At 67.2% G+C, this 19,265-nt stretch carries 18 protein-coding genes; 7 read left to right on the forward strand and 11 right to left on the reverse strand.

The genetic code is table 11. The features are described from left to right. Positions 1 to 1,594 (forward strand): ABC transporter permease (locus Q1J95_RS06795; protein ID WP_300266639.1); only part of this gene is annotated, 1,594 nt, incomplete at its 5' end. A gap of 150 nt (positions 1,595 to 1,744) precedes the next feature. Here Q1J95_RS06795 and Q1J95_RS06800 read toward each other — a convergent pair. The 4 genes from Q1J95_RS06800 to Q1J95_RS06815 form a co-directional block, all read right to left on the reverse strand. Next, positions 1,745 to 2,152: a DapH/DapD/GlmU-related protein gene (locus tag Q1J95_RS06800; protein ID WP_300266641.1), complete on the reverse strand. Its 408-nt coding sequence runs from the start codon at positions 2,150 to 2,152 to the stop codon at positions 1,745 to 1,747. A 92-nt stretch (positions 2,153 to 2,244) separates the two neighbouring features. Next, on the reverse strand, positions 2,245 to 3,027 hold the full coding sequence (locus Q1J95_RS06805) for a DNA-formamidopyrimidine glycosylase family protein (RefSeq protein ID WP_300266642.1): 783 nt from the start codon (positions 3,025 to 3,027) through the stop codon (positions 2,245 to 2,247). Further along, on the reverse strand, positions 3,020 to 3,817 hold the full coding sequence (locus tag Q1J95_RS06810; protein ID WP_300266643.1) for an EI24 domain-containing protein: 798 nt from the start codon (positions 3,815 to 3,817) through the stop codon (positions 3,020 to 3,022). Before Q1J95_RS06810 ends, Q1J95_RS06805 begins: the two co-directional genes overlap by 8 nt. A 27-nt stretch (positions 3,818 to 3,844) precedes the next feature. After that, positions 3,845 to 4,831: an alpha/beta hydrolase gene (locus Q1J95_RS06815; RefSeq protein WP_300266644.1), complete on the reverse strand. Its 987-nt coding sequence runs from the start codon at positions 4,829 to 4,831 to the stop codon at positions 3,845 to 3,847. A gap of 42 nt (positions 4,832 to 4,873) precedes the next feature. Here Q1J95_RS06815 and Q1J95_RS06820 point away from each other — a divergent pair, with 42 nt between their 5' ends. After that, positions 4,874 to 5,131 carry an AbrB/MazE/SpoVT family DNA-binding domain-containing protein gene (locus Q1J95_RS06820; protein ID WP_300266645.1) on the forward strand — a complete coding sequence of 86 codons (258 nt, stop codon included), beginning with the start codon at positions 4,874 to 4,876 and terminating at the stop codon, positions 5,129 to 5,131. 6 nt (positions 5,132 to 5,137) lie between these two features. Here Q1J95_RS06820 and Q1J95_RS06825 read toward each other — a convergent pair whose 3' ends face one another. Together Q1J95_RS06825 and Q1J95_RS06830 are read right to left on the reverse strand one after the other, a co-directional pair. After that, on the reverse strand, positions 5,138 to 9,835 hold the full coding sequence (locus Q1J95_RS06825) for an ATP-dependent helicase (RefSeq protein ID WP_300266659.1): 4,698 nt from the start codon (positions 9,833 to 9,835) through the stop codon (positions 5,138 to 5,140). A gap of 47 nt (positions 9,836 to 9,882) precedes the next feature. Further along, a complete protein-coding gene (locus tag Q1J95_RS06830) occupies positions 9,883 to 10,062 on the reverse strand; it encodes a PspC domain-containing protein (protein WP_300266646.1) in 180 nt (59 codons plus the stop codon). A gap of 101 nt (positions 10,063 to 10,163) precedes the next feature. On the opposite strand from Q1J95_RS06830, the gene Q1J95_RS06835 reads away from it, so the two are divergent. Further along, on the forward strand, positions 10,164 to 10,577 hold the full coding sequence (locus tag Q1J95_RS06835) for a DUF6157 family protein (RefSeq protein ID WP_300266647.1): 414 nt from the start codon (positions 10,164 to 10,166) through the stop codon (positions 10,575 to 10,577). A gap of 42 nt (positions 10,578 to 10,619) precedes the next feature. Here the strand turns inward: Q1J95_RS06835 and Q1J95_RS06840 are convergent, their stop codons facing one another. Beyond that, positions 10,620 to 12,314, reverse strand: a complete 1,695-nt coding sequence (locus Q1J95_RS06840; protein WP_300266648.1) for an ATP-binding cassette domain-containing protein — start codon at positions 12,312 to 12,314, stop codon at positions 10,620 to 10,622. Positions 12,315 to 12,610: 296 nt separating this feature from the next. Between Q1J95_RS06840 and Q1J95_RS06845 the strand changes: the two genes are divergently transcribed. Further along, the gene (locus Q1J95_RS06845) at positions 12,611 to 12,874 is read left to right on the forward strand and encodes a hypothetical protein (RefSeq protein WP_300266649.1); all 264 of its coding nucleotides are present in this window, start codon (positions 12,611 to 12,613) and stop codon (positions 12,872 to 12,874) included. Here Q1J95_RS06845 and Q1J95_RS06850 read toward each other — a convergent pair. Continuing rightward, positions 12,863 to 13,525 carry an alpha/beta fold hydrolase gene (locus Q1J95_RS06850; RefSeq protein ID WP_300266651.1) on the reverse strand — a complete coding sequence of 221 codons (663 nt, stop codon included), beginning with the start codon at positions 13,523 to 13,525 and terminating at the stop codon, positions 12,863 to 12,865. The genes Q1J95_RS06845 and Q1J95_RS06850 overlap by 12 nt on opposite strands. A 36-nt stretch (positions 13,526 to 13,561) precedes the next feature. Here Q1J95_RS06850 and Q1J95_RS06855 point away from each other — a divergent pair, with 36 nt between their 5' ends. After that, the gene (locus Q1J95_RS06855; protein WP_300266652.1) at positions 13,562 to 14,161 is read left to right on the forward strand and encodes an NUDIX hydrolase family protein; all 600 of its coding nucleotides are present in this window, start codon (positions 13,562 to 13,564) and stop codon (positions 14,159 to 14,161) included. A gap of 36 nt (positions 14,162 to 14,197) precedes the next feature. Here Q1J95_RS06855 and Q1J95_RS06860 read toward each other — a convergent pair whose 3' ends face one another. From Q1J95_RS06860 to Q1J95_RS06870, 3 genes are all read right to left on the reverse strand, one after another. Continuing rightward, positions 14,198 to 15,265, reverse strand: coding sequence for a low specificity L-threonine aldolase (locus Q1J95_RS06860; protein ID WP_300266654.1), 1,068 nt, complete (start codon positions 15,263 to 15,265; stop codon positions 14,198 to 14,200). 25 nt (positions 15,266 to 15,290) lie between these two features. Continuing rightward, entirely contained in the window at positions 15,291 to 15,932 is a 642-nt protein-coding gene (locus Q1J95_RS06865; RefSeq protein ID WP_300266655.1) for an SDR family oxidoreductase, read from the reverse strand. A 123-nt stretch (positions 15,933 to 16,055) separates the two neighbouring features. Then, complete coding sequence (locus tag Q1J95_RS06870) at positions 16,056 to 17,486, reverse strand: DUF6421 family protein (RefSeq protein WP_300266656.1); 1,431 nt, start codon at positions 17,484 to 17,486, stop codon at positions 16,056 to 16,058. A gap of 71 nt (positions 17,487 to 17,557) precedes the next feature. On the opposite strand from Q1J95_RS06870, the gene Q1J95_RS06875 reads away from it, so the two are divergent. Together Q1J95_RS06875 and Q1J95_RS06880 are read left to right on the forward strand one after the other, a co-directional pair. Beyond that, positions 17,558 to 18,001, forward strand: coding sequence for a winged helix-turn-helix transcriptional regulator (locus Q1J95_RS06875; RefSeq protein ID WP_300266657.1), 444 nt, complete (start codon positions 17,558 to 17,560; stop codon positions 17,999 to 18,001). Between the two features lie 185 nt (positions 18,002 to 18,186). Beyond that, positions 18,187 to 19,149 carry a 1,4-dihydroxy-2-naphthoate polyprenyltransferase gene (locus Q1J95_RS06880; protein WP_300266658.1) on the forward strand — a complete coding sequence of 321 codons (963 nt, stop codon included), beginning with the start codon at positions 18,187 to 18,189 and terminating at the stop codon, positions 19,147 to 19,149. The last annotated feature ends 116 nt before the right edge of the window (positions 19,150 to 19,265 follow it).

A 19,265-nucleotide genomic window follows, 5' to 3' on the forward strand; every position in this document is an offset into this window, starting at 1 on the left:
CGGCGCCGGCGGTGCCAAGATCTACACGACCACATGGGTCGGTTTCGAGCCGATCTGGGACATGTTCCTGACGATCGTCATCACCCTCACCCTTGTCGTCGCGGGAACCGCGCTCGCCGCTGTTCTCTCGGTCCCGGTCGCTTACGGTGCCGCCCGCAACACCAGCCCGCACGCCTCGGTTCTCGCGCTGTGCCGCGGTATCGGGGTCATCGCGCGGGCGATTCCCGACGTCGTCTTCGTCGTGGTGCTCGCCTTCCTCTGGTTCAACTCCGGGATGCTTCCGGCCATCGTCGCGATCGGCCTGCATTCGGTCGGCATGATCTCGAAGATGTTCGCTGATGCGATCGAGCAGATCGATGAGGGTCCGCGAATGGCGATCCGCTCGGCCGGTGGGTCGCGCGCTCAGCAGTTCTGGTCAGGCGTGTTTCCGCAGGTGCTGCCCGCCTGGGTCGCGGTCGCGCTGCACCGGGCAGACATCAACCTGCGCGGCACCGTCATTCTGGGCGTCGTCGGCGTGATCGGTGTCGGCTACGAACTCGACGAGGCACTGCACGGCGGCCCCGCCGGCATGCGTCGCGTGATCCCCTGGGTGATCATCATCGTCGTGCTGTGCGTGCTGTTCGAGATCGTCTCATCGCTGCTTCGCACCCGTCTTCTCGGCGTGCAGCCGACCGGCAAGGCGCTGGGCGACACGGTTGCGCGTGCGGTCGCCGGAAACAAGGCATCCGCTTCCGGCACGAGCACAGCAGGTATGGACACCGCCGCCATCAAGACACACGACCGCCATACGCGCATCGAGGCGGCCATGCACCGCCCCTGGGACCACAATCGCGTCAGCAACACCCTGTGGATCTGGCTCGGTGTGCTCGTCGTCGTCGCGTCGTTCATCTACACCGCGCCCGACGTGACGAAGATCTTCACGCCCGCCTGGAACGAGATCGTCGACCCGGCGCGGGACCGCGCGATCTGGCCGCCGCACTTCGGCAGCCGTGACTGGGGTGACGTGCTCGGCGCGGTCGTGACGACCATCCAGATCGCGTTCGCGGCGACGCTCATGGGGGCGATCATCTCGGCTGTGGTCGGACCCCTGTCTGCCCGCAACGTGGCGCCCAACAGCTGGGTGCGCAACTGCTTTCGCGGGGTCGCGCTGGTGATCCGCGCGATCCCCGACCTGGTGATCGCGATCCTGTTCATCATCGCGGCCGGCATCGGTCCGCAGGCGGGTGCGCTCGCACTCGGCATCGGCGGTGTCGGGCTGCTCGCCAAGCTCATCGGAGACTCGATGGAAGAGGTGCCGAACGGGCCCGAGCGTGCGCTCGCGGCCGGCGGCAGCACCCGGACGCAGGTGTTCTTCTCATCCACGATGCCGATGTCGGTGCCGGCGATGGTCAGCCACCTGATGTACCTGCTCGAGCAGAACATCCGCTCGGCGACGCTGCTCGGCATCGTCGGCGCCGGCGGCATCGGGTTCCTACTACTCAACGCCCTGCAGGGTCGTCACTTCGACGAGGTGCTGGCCTACGTGCTCGTGATCATCGCGATGGTGGTGGTGGTGGAGGGCGCGTCGATCCTGATTCGTCGCGCGCTCAAGTAGGTCGCGGCTTTCCCGGGACACTTGTCTGCTCAGATCACACCTGTCGGCCCAGAACGGCCGATCGGGCCGACAGGTGTGAAACGGACCGACAAGTGTGACGACGCCGAAGCCCGTGCGGGGCAGCCGCAGGGGGGGTGAGCCGCTAACGGATCAGGCGGCGAGCCAGAGGCCCCTGCGGTCGGTGGCGATGCGCAACCCCGCGGCGACGGTCTCGTCGTCGCCGATGCGTGCGCCCCGGGCGATGAGGGCCCCGGCGCCGATGTCGGTACGGACGCCGATGTGGGCGCCGTCGCCGATGGCCGCACCCTCGCCGAGGTGGGCGTGCGCGTCGATGTAGGCGTTCTCGCCAACGACGGCATCCGGTTCGACCCACGCCCCGCGGATCACCGTGGCGCCAGCGCCGACGCGCGCGCCCGGTTCAACATAAGCACCGGCTTCGATTACAGCCTTCGGGTGTACCTTCGCGCCGTGCGCGATGAGCCCGCGGCCGTTGACGTGCTTGCGGTAGCGCAGCGCTCGGCCCTGGTCGTCTTCGATGTCGATGTAGTTCTTTCCCACGATTCCTCCCGTGTCCGGAGACTCCCGGATATATCAACAACCACGGCAGGGTCGATTTCATTCCCGATATGGGATGCTGTCCTTCGACGGGCTCAGGAAACGTCCCTCTGGCACGACGGACACCAGAAGGTAACGCGTTCACGCGTCGGATCGGCGCCCAGCTCGCCGCGGCGAATGAGGGTTCCGCAGCGCCGACACGGACGGTTCGCGCGGCCATAGACCCAGGTCGTGCTCCCGGCGCGGTTGACGCCGGTGAAGGTGCGGTCGGCGCGGTCGCGGTTCGCGCGGATCGTGCGCGCGGCGAGGGAGATCAGCGCGGTGGTATCGACATCGGCGGCGGGTGTGGTCGGAAGGATGCCGCGCAGAAACAGCAGCTCGGCGGCGTATTCGTTGCCGAATCCGGCGACGTTGCGCTGATCGAGCAGAGCGACGTGGATGCTGCGCTGATCCGCCGCGACGCGGCGCGCAGCCTCGACGGCATCCCAGTCATCGGCGAGCGGATCAGGGCCCAGATGCCCCACGATCCGGTCCTCGTCGCGGGTGGGGACGAGGACGATCTCGGCGACGTCCACGCCGACGGCCTCGTGCGCTGTGGTGCCGACGATCGCGCGGACGGTGAATGCCGGATGCCGCCACCGCTGCCCCGGGCGATACAGGCGCCAGGAGCCATCCATGCGCAGGTGGGAATGCAGCGTGAACTCGCCGATGCGCAGCAGCAGGTGTTTGCCGCGAGCTGTGCAGCTGTGCACGGTCTGACCGGTGAGGTCGGCGGTCGCGGCCTGCGGAACGCGCAGGTCGAACCGGGCGACTTCGTGCCCGGCGAGCGCCTGATCGAGGTGCCGCGCCGTACGGAAGACGGTATCGCCTTCAGGCACGAGGATGCGCCGGCGGCGGGGCGGGTGCGGATCCCGGCGTGTCTACGACGCCGCGCTTCGTTGTGCTGCGTCGTAAGACGTCATGCGCAAGAAGCGTCGAGCCGGCGACGGCGGCGGGCATGGTGACGACGGCGCCCAACGGCACGAGAAAGCACAGCTGTGTCGCCACACCGAAGCCGAGCACGCGCGATCGGCTGGCGCCGAGCAATTCGGAGCGCGAGTATCCGGTCAATCCGCGAGCGTCGAATGCCCGGCCGGTGAGTTCGCGGGCGAGGATGCGTCCGCTCAGCAAGACGCCGACGACGGATGCCACGACACCGCCGATGACGGGGACGAAGCCGATCACGAGTGTGAGCAGCGCGACGAGAATGCCGAAGATGACGAGTCGGACTCCCTCGCCGATCGTCGACCAGAAACCGGTCTCACCGGTCGGCTCTTCACCGAGGGAGCGTTCGACGCCTTTCCAGATGCGTTGGTAGAACGGGTCGCCGATCGTCAGGGTGAGTGCGGTGAACACGAAGGCCGACAGGGCGAGGGCGGCGACGACGATCACTGCGCCGAGGCCGAAGCGCAGGATCGTCTGCCACGGTTCGACCCAGCCGTCGGCGAACGGCGTCATCCAGTCAGTGAGCGGGCCGAGCCAGATCACGAGTGGCACGAGGGCGGCGAGAAGCACGGCCCAGGCGATGAACGCGGGGATGAGCCCGAGGGCCATGAGCTTCGGGTGGGAGCGCCACATACGGAAGCCGCGCAGGAGTGTGCCGACGCCGGCGAAGAACTCGCGGATCATCTCTCCAGCGTATGCGGAATCAGGTGGTCATCGCTGCGGAGATATCGCGTCGGCGGATGCTGCGATCTCATCGATCAGCCGGATGAAGTGGCGTGGCCGGGCGATGTGGAAGCCGTGCCCGGTGTCGACGCGCTCGAGACGGGCGTCCGGCAGGTCAGCCAGTGCGCGCGCTGCGTCGTCGTCGGTCATGGCGCCTTCGAGGACTCCGTCGTCGGTGATCCGCCAGTTCGCATGGATGAGGATCGTCGGCGAGGTGATCTGCCGCAGTGTCGCGGACTGGTCGAAGCCACGCTGCCAGTCGAAGGTGTAGAACGCATCGGCGAAGCGCGGGTCGAACTGGTGCATGTACGCGATGGTCTCGTTCACGCTCGGAGGGAAGAACCACAGCCGCAGCGGTCGGTGAGGGTGTCTCAGCCGCCGCTTGCGGGCGGACGCGGCGATCTTCTCGCGCGCCTTGCCGAAGTATCGCAGCCACGCGTTGTGCGCCATGTAATATGCCGCGAAGTCGCGCTCGTCGGACTGCAGGCAATCGTGCGCCGGGGTGGCGAGATCGACGTAGTTGAATGTGGTCGGGGTGCGCTCGGGGTCGGTGGAGAACAGCGGCGGATCTTCGAGCAGCAGCGCACGGACCAGGTGCCCCGCCGTCGCGGCCGTGCCGGCTGCGATGAGGCCGCCCGAGGAGTGGCCCGAGAGCAGCACGGGCCCGCCGATCACCGTCTCGATGAAGTCGATGACGTCGCGGACCTGGATGTGCACGTCATAGGCATCGGGCGTGCGGTCGGAATCACCGTGGCCCACGATATCGATCGCGAACACGTGGTAGTCGGTGGCCAGCGCGGGCAGCACGGTGCCGTAGTTTCGCCAGGCGGAGCTCTGCGCATGCAGCAGCAGGAGAGCCGGGCCGTTCTGTGGGCCCTCGGCGTAGGCCAGGCGCGTTCCGCTGCGGAGAGTGTGGGACTTCTCGACGTAGCCGCGGGCGCGCACCCGGCGGCTGATGAGCCAAGAGGGAAACATTCTTCATGTATAACATGTATTTCATACCGATATGATCGGAAAATGGCAGAGGAAAGTGCGGATGCTCCGATCTACGGTCCCGACGGGCGCGTCTTCTACGGCGCGGTGACGGTGGGTGAGCGCGGCCAGGTGGTGATTCCGGCTCGCGCACGGCGCGAGCACGGCATTGAGGCCGGGCAGAAGCTGCTGGTGCTGGGGAGCGCGGAGGGCATCGCCCTGATCGGCGTCGACCGGCTGTTCGAGTTGCTGGGGCAGTCGTCTCCGCTGCGTGACGCGGTGCAGAAGCATCGCGAGGAGTGAATGCGCTCAGAGCGCTTTGCGCAGGGCGAAGCCGCGTGGCGTCGCCACGAAGCCGGCTTCTTGCAGGGCGATCGCGAACGGCGTGCGGTAGATCGGCTCGCCGTTGATCTTCTCGACGGTGAGGGTGTCGAGGCGTCGCGCGCGCGAGGTCGCGACGAGATCGGATGCCGCGGCCCGCAGCAGCTCGGGATCGTCGTCGAACGCGAGCACGGTTCGTCCGCCACGTTCGAGATACAGCACGAGTGCGCCGTCGACGAGGACGATGAGTCCGCCCGCCTTGCGGCCCGGGCGGTGCGAGACGCCTTCGCGCCGTGGCCAGGCCAGTGCTGCGCCATAGGGGTTGGCCGGGTCGGTTGCGGCCAGTGTGATTGCCCGCCGAGGAGCCGGGTCGACGAGGTTGGCGAAGGTGCGCAGCCGGTCGACGGTCGTGGATGCCGCGAATTGCGCTGCGCCGAGCTTCTCGATGACGTAACCGCGGCGGCAGTGACCGGCCTCTTCGAACCCGGCGAGGATGCGATACGCCTGGGCGAAGCCGCCCGGCGTTCCTTCGGACTGCACGGCCCCGCGCGTCACCACCCCATAGCGGTCGAGCAACAGTCCTGCAGAGACGGTCGCTCGTCGTGCGGCATCCGCCTGTGCTGTTGCGCCCGCGCTTTCACCGCTGGGCAGCAGCGACCACCGACCGCCCGTCGCGGGAGGCCGCGGCGCCTGCTGACTCGAGAACGAGACGCCGCGGAACGTGCGTGTGCGAGGCGCGCGCCGCACCGACTTGTGCGCTTGCGAGCCGCCGGCGAGCAGCGTGCGCACCGGCGCGAAGGTGTCGTTCGTGACCTGGGCTGACCAGGTGAGATTCCACAGCGCCTCGAGAACGGACTGTTCGTTCTCGGCTCCGACCATGAGCTTCAGCTGCGCTGCGAAGTAGGCGCCGCCGCGGCCGAGTGCGTCGAGCAGCGCGTTTTCGAGCGAGTCCGGAGAGTTCTCGGCGTTCCGTCCGTCGATCGCTGAGCCTGTCGAAGCGTCAGGGATCGGCAGCGTGAACGGGGCCAGATCAGCCGGATGCAACGACACCCAACCGTCACGACCGGGGAGGGTGCCGTGTCCTGCCCAGACGACCTCGCCGCTCGAGGTGAGCTCGTCCAGCAGGGCTGGCGAGTAGTCGCGCACACGTGAGGGCAGGACGAGAGATTCCCAGGCGCTCGCGGGGATGGGCACGCCGGCGAGTTGTTCGACCACGGCGAGCACGCCGTCGACGCCCTCGAGCGGACGGGTCAGATGCTGCCAGTCCGGCAGGAACCGCGCATAGGCTTCGGGCGCGACGGGTTCGACGCTGCCGCGGATCGCCGCGAGTGACCGCATCCGCAGACGTCGCAGAACCTCGGTGTCGCACCATTCGTTTTCTTCGGCGCTTCCCGCGGCATCGGGGAGGAAGTAGCCGCTTGTGATGCGTCCGGCCTGTTCGAGTCGTTGCAGGGTGTTGCGTGCGACGGCTGCTCCGAGCCCGAATCGGGTGGCGACGGCATCCGTCGTGAACGGGCCATGCGTACGGGCGTGGCGCGAGATGAGATCGCCGAGCGGGTCGGCGACGGGTTCGAGGAACGCCACAGGGATGCCGGTGGGAAGCGCCGCGCCGAGTGCGTCGCGCAGACGCCCGGCGTCTTCGATGGCGGCGACCCGCCCGGTGCCTGCGATCGTGACGGAAATCGCGCGCCGCGCGGCGATGAGAGCGTCGAGATGATCACGCGCGGCGCCTGTCGGGACCCCTGTTCCGGTCGCTGAGCCTGTCGAAGTGTCCGATGCGTCGGAAGCCTCCAATCTCTCGGCGACTTCCGCGGCATCCATCGGTCCGAGCGTGCGCAGCAGGTCGGCGACGCCCTCGATGCCGCGCGCCCGCCGACCCGGATCGAGCCTCTGCACTTCGCGTTCGAACTGCGCGATCACGTCGGGGTCGAGCAGTTCGCGCATCTCGACCGTGCCGAGGAGTTCGCCGAGCAGCGCCGGGTCGACCGAGAGCGCGGCTGCACGACGTTCGGCCAGCGGTGAGTCGCCCTCGTACATGAACGCGCCGACGTAGCCGAAGAGCAGGTCGCGCGCGTACGGTGACGGCTGCGCAGGCTCGGTCTCGACGAGTCGTACCTTCCGTTCGGCGATCGCTGTGGTGAGCCGGCGCAGCGAAGGCAGGTCGTAGACGTCTTGCAGCACCTCACGGAGTGCCTCGAGAATCACCGGGAAGGTCGGATGCCGGCGCGCCACCTCGAGCAGCTGCGCTGAGCGCTGCCGCTGCTGCCACAGCGGTGTGCGCTTGTTCGGATTCATGCGGGGCATGAGCAGTGCCCGGGCTGCGCATTCACGGAATCGCGAGGCGAACAGCGCTGATCCGCCGACCTCGGCGGTGACGATCTGCTCGAGCTCATCCGCTTCGAACGCGAACAGCTCTGCACCGGGCGGTTCGGCATCGGCATCCGGAACCCGCACGATGATGCCGTCGTCGCTGGCCACAGCCGAGCCGTCGACGCCGAGACGTTCACGGATGCGAGCGCCTATCGCCAACGCCCACGGCGCATGCACCTTCATTCCGTAGGGGGAATGCAGGATGACGCGCCAGTCGCCGACTTCGTCGCGGCCGCGCTCGACGGTGAGGTTGCGGTCGGTGGGGAGCGTTCCGGTCGCCTCACGCTGTTCTTTCAGATGGGCGATCAGGTTCGCGCGCGCCCGCTCGTCAAGCCCCGCGTCGATCAGGCGTTGGGCGGCCTTCGCGGCGGGTGCGGCATCCACCTCGCGGGAAAACGCTCCGAGCGCCTCACCGAGCTCGTATGGGCGGCCGATGCCGTCGCCGTGCCAGAACGGTACGCGTCCGGGTTGCCCGAACGCCGGGATGACATTCACTCGATCGTGGGTGATCTCGGCGATGCGCCAGCTGGTGGTGCCGAGAGTGAAGACGTCGCCGACGCGGGATTCGTAGACCATTTCTTCATCGAGCTCGCCGACTCGTCGCCCCGCGCCTTCGCCGGCGACGAATACGCCGAACAGACCGCGATCGGGGATCGTGCCGCCGCTGGTGACGGCGATGCGCTGGGCGCCGGGACGGCCGGTGAGAGTGCCGGCGTCGCGGTCCCAGACGAGCCGCGGGCGCAGCTCAGCGAACTCGTCGGAGGGAAAGCGCCCGGCGAGCAGGTCGAGTGTCGCTTCGAAGGCCGAACGCGGAAGAGACTGGAAGGGCGCCGAGCGGCGTACGGTCTCGAACCATTCCTCGACGCTGATCGCGTCGATCGCACAGGACGCAACCGTCTGCTGAGCGAGGATATCGAGCGGGTTGCGCGGCACGGTGATCGCCTCGATCTTGCCAGCCAGCATCCGCTCGGTGACGATCGCGGTGTGCAGCACATCACCGCGATGCTTCGGGAAGAGGGCTGCGCGACTGACTTCGCCGACCTGGTGGCCGGCCCGCCCGACGCGTTGCAGGCCGGATGCCGCCGACGGAGGCGCCTCGACCTGAATGACGAGGTCGACCGCGCCCATGTCGATGCCGAGCTCGAGGCTGCTCGTGGCGACGACGCACCGCAGGATGCCCGATTTCAGTTCTTCTTCGACGAGGGCACGCTGTTCTTTCGACACCGAGCCGTGGTGCGCTTTCGCGAGGACCGGATCGGCGCCTGCCGTGGAGCCGCCCTGAGCAATCATCGCGGCAGGCGATGCCGTCGGTTCGGGCGCGGGCACGCCGATGCGCTCCGAGTAGATCTCATTCAGGCGCCCGGTCAGCCGCTCGGCGAGGCGCCGCGAGTTGGAGAACACGATGGTCGACTTGTTCTCGAGAATCCGGTCGACGATCGCTTCTTCGACATGCGGCCACACAGATCCTGTCACCTCGGCGGTCACCGAGCCTGTCGAAGTGCCGGCTTCCGACCCGATCCCTGAGCCTGTCGAAGGGGCCGGAACACCCGGCGGCGGAGGAGGATTGGTCATGTCGTCCATCGGCACCGACACCGACAGCTCGAACGTCTTCGACGCTTTCGGGGCGACGATTTCGACGGGCGCCGAACCGCCGAGGAAACGGGCCACCTCGTCGATGGGTCGGACGGTCGCTGACAGCCCGATGCGCTGCGCCGGCGCATCCGTGCCTGCCGCGCGCCGCAGAGCGTCGAGACGTTCCAGACTCACAGCGAGGTGCGCGCCGCGTTTGGTGGCGGCGACGGCGTGCACCTCGTCGATGATGACGGTGTGCACATCGCGCAGCGTCTCGCCCGCGCGGCTGGTGAGCATCAGATACAGCGACTCGGGCGTCGTGATGAGTATGTCGGGCGGGTTCGCGACGAGTTTGCGCCGATCGCTCGAGGTGGTGTCACCGGAGCGCACGCCGACCGTGACGCCGGGAGCGTGGATGCCGAGACGCCGGGCGGACTGGCCGATGCCGACCAGCGGCGAGCGGAGGTTCCGCTCGACGTCGACGCCCAGCGCCTTGAGCGGAGAGATGTAGAGGATGCGGGTGCCCGCCGCATCCGGCATCTCGGTCTTCTCGCGGAAGACGCTGTCGATCGCCCACAGGAATGCTGACAGCGTCTTGCCCGAGCCGGTCGGCGCGACGACCAGAGCGTGCTTGCCGGCCGATATCGCCTCCCACGCGCCCGCCTGCGCTTCGGTGGGCGCCGCGAACGCCCCGCGGAACCAATCCTGGGTTGCGGGGGTGAAACGGTCGAGCACATCGGGCACGTCTCCATCATCGACCCTGCGACCGACATTGGGCGCGGGGCCCAGCATCACTCCTTGGGGATGAGGATCCAGAGCACGATGTACACCCAGAGCGACAGGCCGGCGAAGAGGACGGCGAGGATCGTGAGCAGTCGCACGAGCGTGACGTTCCACCCGAAGCGCTCAGCGATGGCGCGGCAGACTCCGGCGATGATACGGCCCTGTTTGCGGCGGATGAGCTGATTCATTCCTCGATACTGCCGGAGAGACCTGACCGCGACCAGAGAAACAGGTGAATGAATCCGATCGCGCTCTCGACAATGTCGGTGCCCGGGTGGATGGTGGTGTCATGGCTGAGCACACCGCGAACTACCAGGGCACCTTCATCGAGGTGTCAGAGGACTGTCCCATCGATCACGGCGCCGAGCCACCGATCGCTGAGAATCTGTCGATCGCCGCGCTGCACTATCGATTGATCGCCGAGAGACCCTACGGTCGTACCTCTGACGACGTTATCTTCGAGACGCACGCGCTGCGCAAGGGCATCGACCCGGGCGACGCCGCTGCGCGGGCTGAGTTCTTCTCGAAGGGGCAGCCGTGTCTGCGCTCATCTCCCCTCGGCAAGCGCTACGGCTGGGGCACACATCACGACGCCGAGGGGCGGGTCGCCCTGGTGCCGCGCGATTCTGAACAGTACGCAGCGCTCGCGGCCGACCCCACGCTCGCACACACCAGGGCGATGCGCTCGAGCCGCGCGAAGTAGCCGGTTACCACGACGGCTATACCCCGCGGCATCCGGCGTTCGCTACCCGTGCTGCCGCACCACCCCGTCGTTGTCGATCTCGAGGGTGAGATCGAGATCGAGCCGGTCGAGGAACGCGTCGTCGTGGCTGACGACCAGCACAGCGCCGCGGTACGCCTGGAGCGCAGCGACGAGCTGATCGATCGTGTCGAGATCGAGGTTGTTCGTCGGCTCGTCCAGCACCACCAGGTGCGGCGCTGGGTCTGTCAGCAGCATCCGTGCCAGTGCAACACGGAAGCGTTCGCCGCCAGACAGCGTGTCGACGGGACGATCGACCGTGTCACCACGGATGAGAAAACGCGCCAGTCGATTGCGCAGCTCTTTCTCGGGGATCGCCGGCGCGGCAAGCGCCACGTTCTCGATGACCGAGCGCGACTCATCAAGCCCGTCGATCCGCTGTGGCAGGTAGCCGACGCGGTCGGTGTGCGCGGCAGCCGTCGGTGCCGGTGTCGGCGCAGCCGTCGGTGCATAACTCAGCAAGGGACCGGCCGAATCGGCTTGATCGGCCGATTCGGGCCCAGAATGCTCGGATTTTGCGGAGTTGTGACCGGCCGAGGTCACCAGACGCTGCAACAGAGTCGTCTTGCCAGCGCCGTTCGGTCCGATGAGCGCGACCCGCTCGGGCCCCTGGATCACCCACGAGCGCTCGTTGCCGCCGATCGTCGCGATGCGGCGGCTGCGGGCGACGTCGGGGTCGGGCAGCTCGATCTTCATCGTGGCATCTCCGCGCACGCGTCGGCCCGCCGCGTCGAGTGCGCTGCGCGCGTCTGATTCCTTCTCGGCGACCTCGGTGCGCAGCTTTCCGGCCGACACCTGCGCGGCCATCTTCCTGCCGTTCGCGATGATTTTGGGGACGCGTTTCTCAGCAAACGCCTTGTCGGCGACGCGTGAGCGCGTCGCGAGCTTCGACTCGGCCTCGATCCGCTGCCGCTTCTCCTTCTTGAGCGTCTGCTTGGCGTCTCGCTCGGCCTGGCGGGCGGCGTTCTGCTCGGTATCGAGCCACGCACGCCACTCGGAGTACGGGCCACCGAACACGCTGAGCTCGTGCGCATAGAGCTCGGCGGTGGCATCCATCAGCTCGAGCAGCGACACATCGTGACTGACGACGATGAGTGCGCCTTTCCACGTGCGCACCATCGCGGCGAGCTTTGCGCGCGCAACGCGATCGAGGTTGTTGGTCGGCTCGTCGAGCAGGGTGATCGGCGCTCGTCGCAGTCGGATGCCGGCGATCGCGACGAGTACTGCCTCACCACCCGACAACTGGCCGACCTTTCGGTCGAGGAACGACGGGTGCAGGCCTGCCTCGGCCAGGGCGACAACCGCCCGCGCCTCGATATCCCAGTCGTCACCGACGGCGTCGAAGTGCGCTGGGTCGACGTCGCCGTTCGCTATCGCACGGACGGCTTCGAGTGGCTCGGCGATGCCGAGAAGGTCCGCCACGCGGCGGTCGGTGTCGAGCGTCAGTCGCTGTGGCAGGTAGGCCACGTCGCCGGTGGTCGTGATCGCCCCCGACGTGGGGGCGAGCTCGTCGGCGATCAGGCGCAGCAGCGTTGACTTGCCTGAGCCGTTGCGGCCGACGAGGCCGGTGCGGGCGGTGCCGAATGATCCGCTGACCGAGTCGAGAGCGATCTGGCCGGCGGCCCAGGCGAAAGTGAGTCGGTCGAGCGTGACCGATGCATGGGTGTGCGGTGTGTGCATGAGCATCTCCGGGGTGTGCGGATGCGCTGACGCCGAGATGACTCTGCTTCGCTGAGAGCTGAGAGCTGAGGGCTGAGAATGCAGAGAGGTGCTGGCCGGGTGAGTCGGCAGTCGTCGGTTCAGCGCGCGAATGGGAAAGCGCGGATGCGACGACTCAGAACAATGGACTTCCTCACACGGCGGACAGGACTCTCAGACGATACCCGGGCGTGTCGCCTGCGCGCAACCCCGGGCGTGTCGAAGATATCCGCCCTGCGGGGGATGCCGCGACATGCCGGGGTGCGTAGCGTGAAATCATGGCTGATGATCAGATGAGCAGCGGTGAGATGCGCCAGCGATTGAGCTGGGGTGCGGGTATCGCGATCGGCATCGGTGTCGGTGTCGCGATGGGCTCGGCGCTGGACAACATGGCGCTGGGCGTCGCCATCGGTGTGGCGATCGGAGTGGTGTTCGCCATCGTCTTCGGTATGGCGCGTCGGCGTCCGCGCCGGACGGACAGGGGCGTCCCGCCGCCAGAGGGGGACCCGACGGATCAGGACAGACCCGCCTCAGGCGGCTGAGTCGTCCAGCCACTTCTGGAGGAACACTCGCACATCGCCCAGCTCCTCTTCAGAGATGCTGTGGGTGAGGCCGGGATAGACGCGCCCGGTCAGATCGCTGTGGTCGGGCAGCCACTGCGCGGTGTGATCGATCAGTGGCGCCGGAATCACATCGTCGTTGGTGCCACGCCCCCAGAACACGCGCGGCCGCAGCTCGCGCAGCGATTCGTCATCGGGCAGCGCATCGGGCGACGCGTAACCGCTGAGCGCCACGACCGCGCCGAAGCGTTCGGGCTGCAGCCGCAGGGCCTGCAACGAGACGGCGGCGCCCTGTGAAAAGCCGAGCAGCGCGATTTTCGGGGCTTCGGCTGCCGCGGTATCCAACCAATCGAGAAGCGCGTGCGCGGCCGCCGTGACCGCGCCTCCGTGGCGACCATCTGGACCATCGAGCGGATACCACGATCGGCCCGGCATCGGCCACGGCGGACTCAGCGGTGCGGCCACCGCGGCGACCGCGATGCCGGCGGGGAGATATGAGGCGAGGCCGAAGAGATCGTGCTCATCGGCGCCGTAGCCGTGCAGGAGGACCACGAGGGGGAGATCAGCACGGTTCTCGGGGGCCCAGCGAGTGGCAGCGGCATCGATCATCAAGGATTTGCTCACACCTGCCATCCTGCCAGCGGACACGGACACTGGTAGAAAAGAGTCATGACGGTGCGCACACCCGATCCTGATCCCGACGACTCCGGCGACGATCTCGCGCGGTTCGACGAAGCAGCCGCTGACGCGAGCAACCCCGGGTGGTTGACTGAGTTCGAACTCGCGGATGCTCGGCGACGGCTGCCGATGCTCTACGTCGAGGCCATCCCGGTGCGCACTGACGGCGTCGGCCAGGTGACCGAGATCGGCATGCTGCTGCGATCGACGCCGATGGGGGAGATGACACGCACGATCGTCTCAGGACGGGTGCGCTTCGGCGAGACGGTGCGCGACGCGCTCTTTCGCCACGTCGAGAACGACCTCGGGCCGATGGCATTTCCGCTGCTGCCGCCTCAGCCGACGCCGTTCACAGTGGCTGAGTATTTCCCGATTCCCGGGGTGAGCGCGTTTCACGATGAACGCCAGCACGCCGTGTCACTTGCCTACGTCGTGCCCGTGACGGGAACGTGCGAGCCGCGGCAGGACGCCCTTGAGGTGACGTGGTTCTCACCAGAAGCCGCGGCATCCGATGCGGTCTCCGCCGAGATGGAAGGCGGCCGCGGCACGCTCATCCGCCAGGCTCTCGCCAGCCTCGGCGTGTTGCCGTAGCATCCGCTCATGCCGTCGCCGATGAACGACGGTACTTCACGCGGTCGTCAGGCGCGCGAGCTCGGCGATGAACGCGTCGACGTCCGCTTCCTCAGTGTCGAAGCTGCACATCCAGCGCACCTCACGCCGCGCGGCATCCCAGTCATAGAAACGGAACGACTCGCGCAGTCGGTCGGCCACACCTTCGGGCAGCACCGCGAAGAGCCCGTTCGACTGCGTCGGCTGGGTGAACTCCACGCCGAGGATCGAGCCGTCCGCGAGCCCCGATTCGACGCCAGCGCGCAGCCGAGCAGCCATGGCGTTCGCGTGCCGCGCGTTGCGCAGCCACAGGTCGCCGTCCAGCAGCGCGATGAGCTGCGCCGAGATGAATCGCATCTTCGATGCGAGCTGCATGTTGTATTTGCGCCCGTAGATCAGGCCATCGGATGCCTCGGGGTTCAGCACCACGATCGCCTCGCCGAGCATCGCGCCGTTCTTGGTGCCGCCGAAACTCAACACGTCGACACCGGCGTTGCGGGTGAAATCGCGAACCGGGACGTCGAGCGCGGCAGCCGCGTTGGCGATGCGGGCGCCGTCCATGTGCAGGCGCATCCCGCGCTCGTGCGCACGATCAGCCAGGGCGCGGATCTCCTCCACCGTGTAGAGCGTGCCGAGCTCAGTCGACTGTGTGATCGACACGACCAGCGGCTGCGCGCGGTGCTCGTCTCCCCAGCCCCAGGCTTCGCGGTCGACCAGTTCAGGGGTGAGCTTGCCGTCTTCGGTCGGCACGGTGAGTAGCTTGATGCCGCCGATGCGCTCCGGAGCTCCGCCTTCGTCGACATTGATATGAGCGGTGGATGCCGTGATCACAGCGCCCCAGCGCGGCAGCATCGACTGCAGGCCGACGACGTTCGCTCCTGTGCCGTTGAAGACGGGGAAAACCTGGATGCCGTCGCCGAAATGCTGCGTGAAGACCTCGTGGAGGCGATCGGTGTACTCGTCGCCGCCGTAGGCGATCTGGTGACCGCCGTTGGCTGCGGCGATCGCCGCGAGCACGTCGGGGTGGATGCCGGAGTAGTTGTCCGACGCGAATCCTCGGACCTGTGGGTCATGCAGAGTAGTCACCGATCAAGCCTACTTGTGAGCGTGCTCAGTCCAGGTCGATGATGCTGTCGTTGAGTTCTTCCGCAGAGTGATCCCACAGCCCGACGATTGCGGTTGCGAGCGATTCCGGATCGAGCGCTTTCGCGCGGAAGATGACGGATGCTGCGCGCAGCGGCTCCCCGGCGTCCCGAGCCGACTTCGTGAAACCATGCGCGACAGAGCGAGTCCATGCTTCACTGGCCGCCTTCACCGCAGCATAGTTTGCTCCGCCCGCCAGCGGCCGCGCGACCGCCGTGGATGACACGATCGCGAAGCGTCCGGCATCCGACGCCTGAAGATGCGCGTCGAACGCGCGCGAGGTGGCCCGCACAGCCTCGAGCGCGGGCAAGAGCGCCGCGAAGTCATCGTCAGATTGACCCGCGAGCCCGCCGCCACCGCGCCAGCCGCCGACGAGAGGAATCACGCCGTCGACGGCACCCGATTCCTCAGCGAGTCTCTGCATATCGGCGAGCGATGTCGCATCGGCGACGTGCCCCTCGGCGCCGGCATTCCGCACGGCGGCGATCCCGGACGCTGATCGACCAGTCGCGATCACGCGAGCGCCGACCCCCACCAGCGCCCGTGTGACCGCAACCCCGGCCGCGCTCGTACCCCCGGCGAGCACGATGACCCGCTCAGACGCGTTCATCTGCCCACCTCGACGCGCACGATCTGCGGACGATGTCCCGATCTGCGGAGGAATCGGCCAGAAACGTCCGACATGCGGAACATGCTCCGCAGATCGGTCCGCCCGCTCGGCTCCGTCGCCACCTCAGTCATCAGTCCCTCGGATCCCGGAGGTCGACTCGATCACCGGCCGCATCTTCTTCTCCAGCGCCTCGAAGAACATCGACAGCGGAAACTCGTCGTCGAGCACAGCGTCCGTGTATCCGCGGGGCAGGCCGGCGAGCACCTCATCAGGCAGCCCCCGTGCCCATGCCGATGCCGGGTTCGGCGTCAGCACCGAACTGATGAGTTCGTAGGCGGCCAACCAATGCGCCTTCTTCGGCCGGTCGATCGAGCGCCAGTACAGATCGTTCACCGCGTCGCTGAGCGCGATCACGGCCTCCGGCACGCTCTCCCAGTCGAACGAGAGCTGCGTGTCGGTCCAGTGCAGCACGCCGCGCTGGTGCAGCCACGCGAACAGCAGTTGCCCGCCGAGTCCGTCGTAATTGCGCACGCGAGACCCGGTGATCGCGAAGCGGAAGATCCGGTCGAAGATCACCGCGTACTGCACGAGCTCGGCGTGCCCGAGCATCTGCTGCTCGGCATCCGAGAGCGCATCCGCCGCGCCGAGGCGCTTCTCGATCGCAACGGATTCGCGGAACGCCATCAGATCGCACCGCAGCTCTTCGAGCGAGTACAGGAAGTACGGCATCCGCTGCTTGATCATGAAGGGGTCGAACGGCAGGTCGCCGCGCATATGCGTGCGGTCGTGGATGATATCCCACATCACGAACGTCTTCTCGGTGAGGTCCTGATCGTTGAGCATGCGCGCCGCCGGTTCGGGAAGCTCGAGCTTCGTGATCTCGGATGCCGCGCGCACCACGCGTCGGTACCGGGCGGCCTCACGATCTTGGAAGATCGCGCCCCACGTGAACGGCGGAATCTCACGCATCGCCACCGTCTCGGGAAACAGCACGGCCGAGTTCGTATCGTAGCCGGGTGTGAAATCGATCAGGCGCAGCGAGACGAACAGCTTGTTGCCGTAGTCGCCGGCTTCGAGTTCGGCGATGAACTCGGGCCAGATCGCCTCGACGATGAGCGCTTCGATCAGTCGGTTGGACGAGCCGTTCTGGGTGTACATCGGGAACACGACGAGATGACGGATGCCGTCGACACGGTGCTGCTGGGGCTGAAAAGCCACGAGCGAATCGAGGAAATCTGGCACGCCGAATCCCTCGGACGCCCAGCGTTCGAAGTCGCGAACGGATGCGTCGAGGTATGCGGCATCGTGTGGGAAGGCCGGGGCGAGCGCACGGATGCCGGCGGTGATCGCGGCGACGTGCTGGCGAGCTTCGGCGCCTGACGACGTCGAGGCGTCAGCGCCGTCGGGAATCGACCCGTCCTTCACCTGCAGCTGCTGAAGAGCAATGGCTGAGGCTTTCAGTATTCGCCATGCGTCGCTCGTCTCGGCGAAGGCTGCGTCTTCGACGACCTCGGGCTTGCCGATGATGCCAGCGTTTTGAAGAGGAGTGGACATCGAAACCTCCGATGAGCGACTAGCCGGAAAATATCCGGCACATGAGTGAATATGCCGATATTATTCCACTCATGGAAGATGCTGTCGACCGTCAGATCATTGCTGAGATCTCGCAGGACGCGCGTGCCACGCTCGCGCAGCTGTCGGAGGCTGTGGGGCTGTCGACGTCCGCCGTGCAGTCGCGGCTGCGCCGGCTCGAGTCGCGAGGCGTTATTTCGGGGTATCGTCCGATTCTCGATGCCGAGGCGCTGGGCAAGCCCCTGGCGGCGTTCATCGAGCTCACTCCGCTCGACCCCGCACAGCCCGACAACGCGCCCGAGCTCCTCGAGCACATCAGCGAGATCGAAGCGTGCCACTCGATCGCTGGCAACGCCAGCTACATGCTGTTCGTCCGCGTCGCGTCGCCGCGGGCTCTGGAAGAACTGGTGAACGGCATCCGCCTCACAGCGAACGTGAGCACGCACACCACCGTCGTGCTGCAGACCTATTACGAGAATCGGCCCATCGAGCCCTAGAGACCTGCGGTGGGCGGCGGCGCACAACTCCGCAAAACTGCCCGCATTCTGGGGCGAGCGGACCGGATCCCGCCCTGCCCGGCCGGATGTTGCTGAGTTACGCGCGGGGTGTGGGCGGGTTGATGCCACCCGGGTGAGCCGGACCGGCAACCGGCGCATAGGCAGCGCCGCTATGATTCCTCACCGTGGCAGCATCATCGAAACGCAGCGCATCCCGCAAGAAGCCCCAGCGCACGAGTGGCAATCCGGCGCGCAAGCCGATCGTCGAGGCGCCGCCGGTGACCGCGCGTGACTGGATCGGCGCCGCGCGACTGCGGACGCTGCCGCTCGCGATAGCCCCCGTCGTGATCGGCACCGGGGCCGCGCAGCTGGTCGATCGCGAACTGCACTGGGTGATCGCCCTGGCGTGCCTGGCGGTGTCGGTGTTGCTGCAGATCGGCGTGAATTTCACGAACGACTACAGTGACGGCATCCGCGGAACCGACGCGCAGCGTGTGGGCCCTGCCCGGCTGACGGCGTCGGGCCAGGTGAATGCGCGCACGGTGCTGTTCACGGGACTGAGTTTCTTCGCGCTCGCCGCGCTCGTGGGGCTCGCGATCGTCATTCGCACCGGCCAGTGGTGGATGCTGGCGGTCGGAGCTGTCTGCATCATCGCCGCTTGGTTCTACACGGGCGGCAAGCGTCCGTACGGCTACTTCGGCCTGGGCGAGGTCTTCGTCTTCGTCTTCTTCGGGCTCGTCGCGACACTCGGAACGACGTGGGTGCAGGCTTTCTCCCTGCCGCAGGAGGCATGGTTGGGCGCGGTGGCTGCGGGCCTGTTCGCCTGCGGTGTGCTGCTGGCCAACAACCTGCGTGACATCGAGCAAGATCGTGCCGTGGGCAAGAGAACGCTCACCGTGCTCATCGGAAAGCGCGCCACGCAGATCCTCTACACCGTGTTCATCGTGGTGCCGTTCGTGCTGTCGGCGCTGATCGCCCTGCTGTATCCGATCGCGTGGCTGTCGCTTATGGCGCTGCTGGCCGCGCTTCCGGCGCTGGTCATCGTCTGGATGTATCGGCAGCCGCGCGAACTCGTCGTCGCCCTCGCGCTGACCTCTGTCACGGCCCTCGCCTACGCCGGTGCGCTGTACTGGGCGTTCGTGGGCTGAGCGGGGCCGCTTCAAAATAGTGAAGCGGGGGGGTGGGCCCGAAAGTAGGGCCCCCCCCCCAAAGGCAAAAAAAGGGGGGTGAACAAAAAGAAGACAACGAGCGGTTTTAAAAACAA

Source organism: Microbacterium sp., from assembly GCF_029263575.1.
Lineage (GTDB): Bacteria > Actinomycetota > Actinomycetes > Actinomycetales > Microbacteriaceae > Microbacterium.

Excerpts from the sequence above, each read along its gene's own strand:
- Q1J95_RS06810 (WP_300266643.1), bottom strand. The coding sequence starts at position 3,817 with ATGATCCGCGAGTTCTTCGCCGGCGTCGGCACACTCCTGCGCGGCTTC.
- Q1J95_RS06815 (WP_300266644.1), bottom strand. The coding sequence starts at position 4,831 with ATGTTTCCCTCTTGGCTCATCAGCCGCCGGGTGCGCGCCCGCGGCTAC.
- Q1J95_RS06820 (WP_300266645.1), top strand. The coding sequence starts at position 4,874 with ATGGCAGAGGAAAGTGCGGATGCTCCGATCTACGGTCCCGACGGGCGC.
- Q1J95_RS06830 (WP_300266646.1), bottom strand. The coding sequence starts at position 10,062 with ATGAATCAGCTCATCCGCCGCAAACAGGGCCGTATCATCGCCGGAGTC.
- Q1J95_RS06835 (WP_300266647.1), top strand. The coding sequence starts at position 10,164 with ATGGCTGAGCACACCGCGAACTACCAGGGCACCTTCATCGAGGTGTCA.
- Q1J95_RS06840 (WP_300266648.1), bottom strand. The coding sequence starts at position 12,314 with ATGCACACACCGCACACCCATGCATCGGTCACGCTCGACCGACTCACT.
- Q1J95_RS06845 (WP_300266649.1), top strand. The coding sequence starts at position 12,611 with ATGGCTGATGATCAGATGAGCAGCGGTGAGATGCGCCAGCGATTGAGC.
- Q1J95_RS06850 (WP_300266651.1), bottom strand. The coding sequence starts at position 13,525 with ATGGCAGGTGTGAGCAAATCCTTGATGATCGATGCCGCTGCCACTCGC.
- Q1J95_RS06855 (WP_300266652.1), top strand. The coding sequence starts at position 13,562 with ATGACGGTGCGCACACCCGATCCTGATCCCGACGACTCCGGCGACGAT.
- Q1J95_RS06865 (WP_300266655.1), bottom strand. The coding sequence starts at position 15,932 with ATGAACGCGTCTGAGCGGGTCATCGTGCTCGCCGGGGGTACGAGCGCG.
- Q1J95_RS06870 (WP_300266656.1), bottom strand. The coding sequence starts at position 17,486 with ATGTCCACTCCTCTTCAAAACGCTGGCATCATCGGCAAGCCCGAGGTC.
- Q1J95_RS06875 (WP_300266657.1), top strand. The coding sequence starts at position 17,558 with ATGGAAGATGCTGTCGACCGTCAGATCATTGCTGAGATCTCGCAGGAC.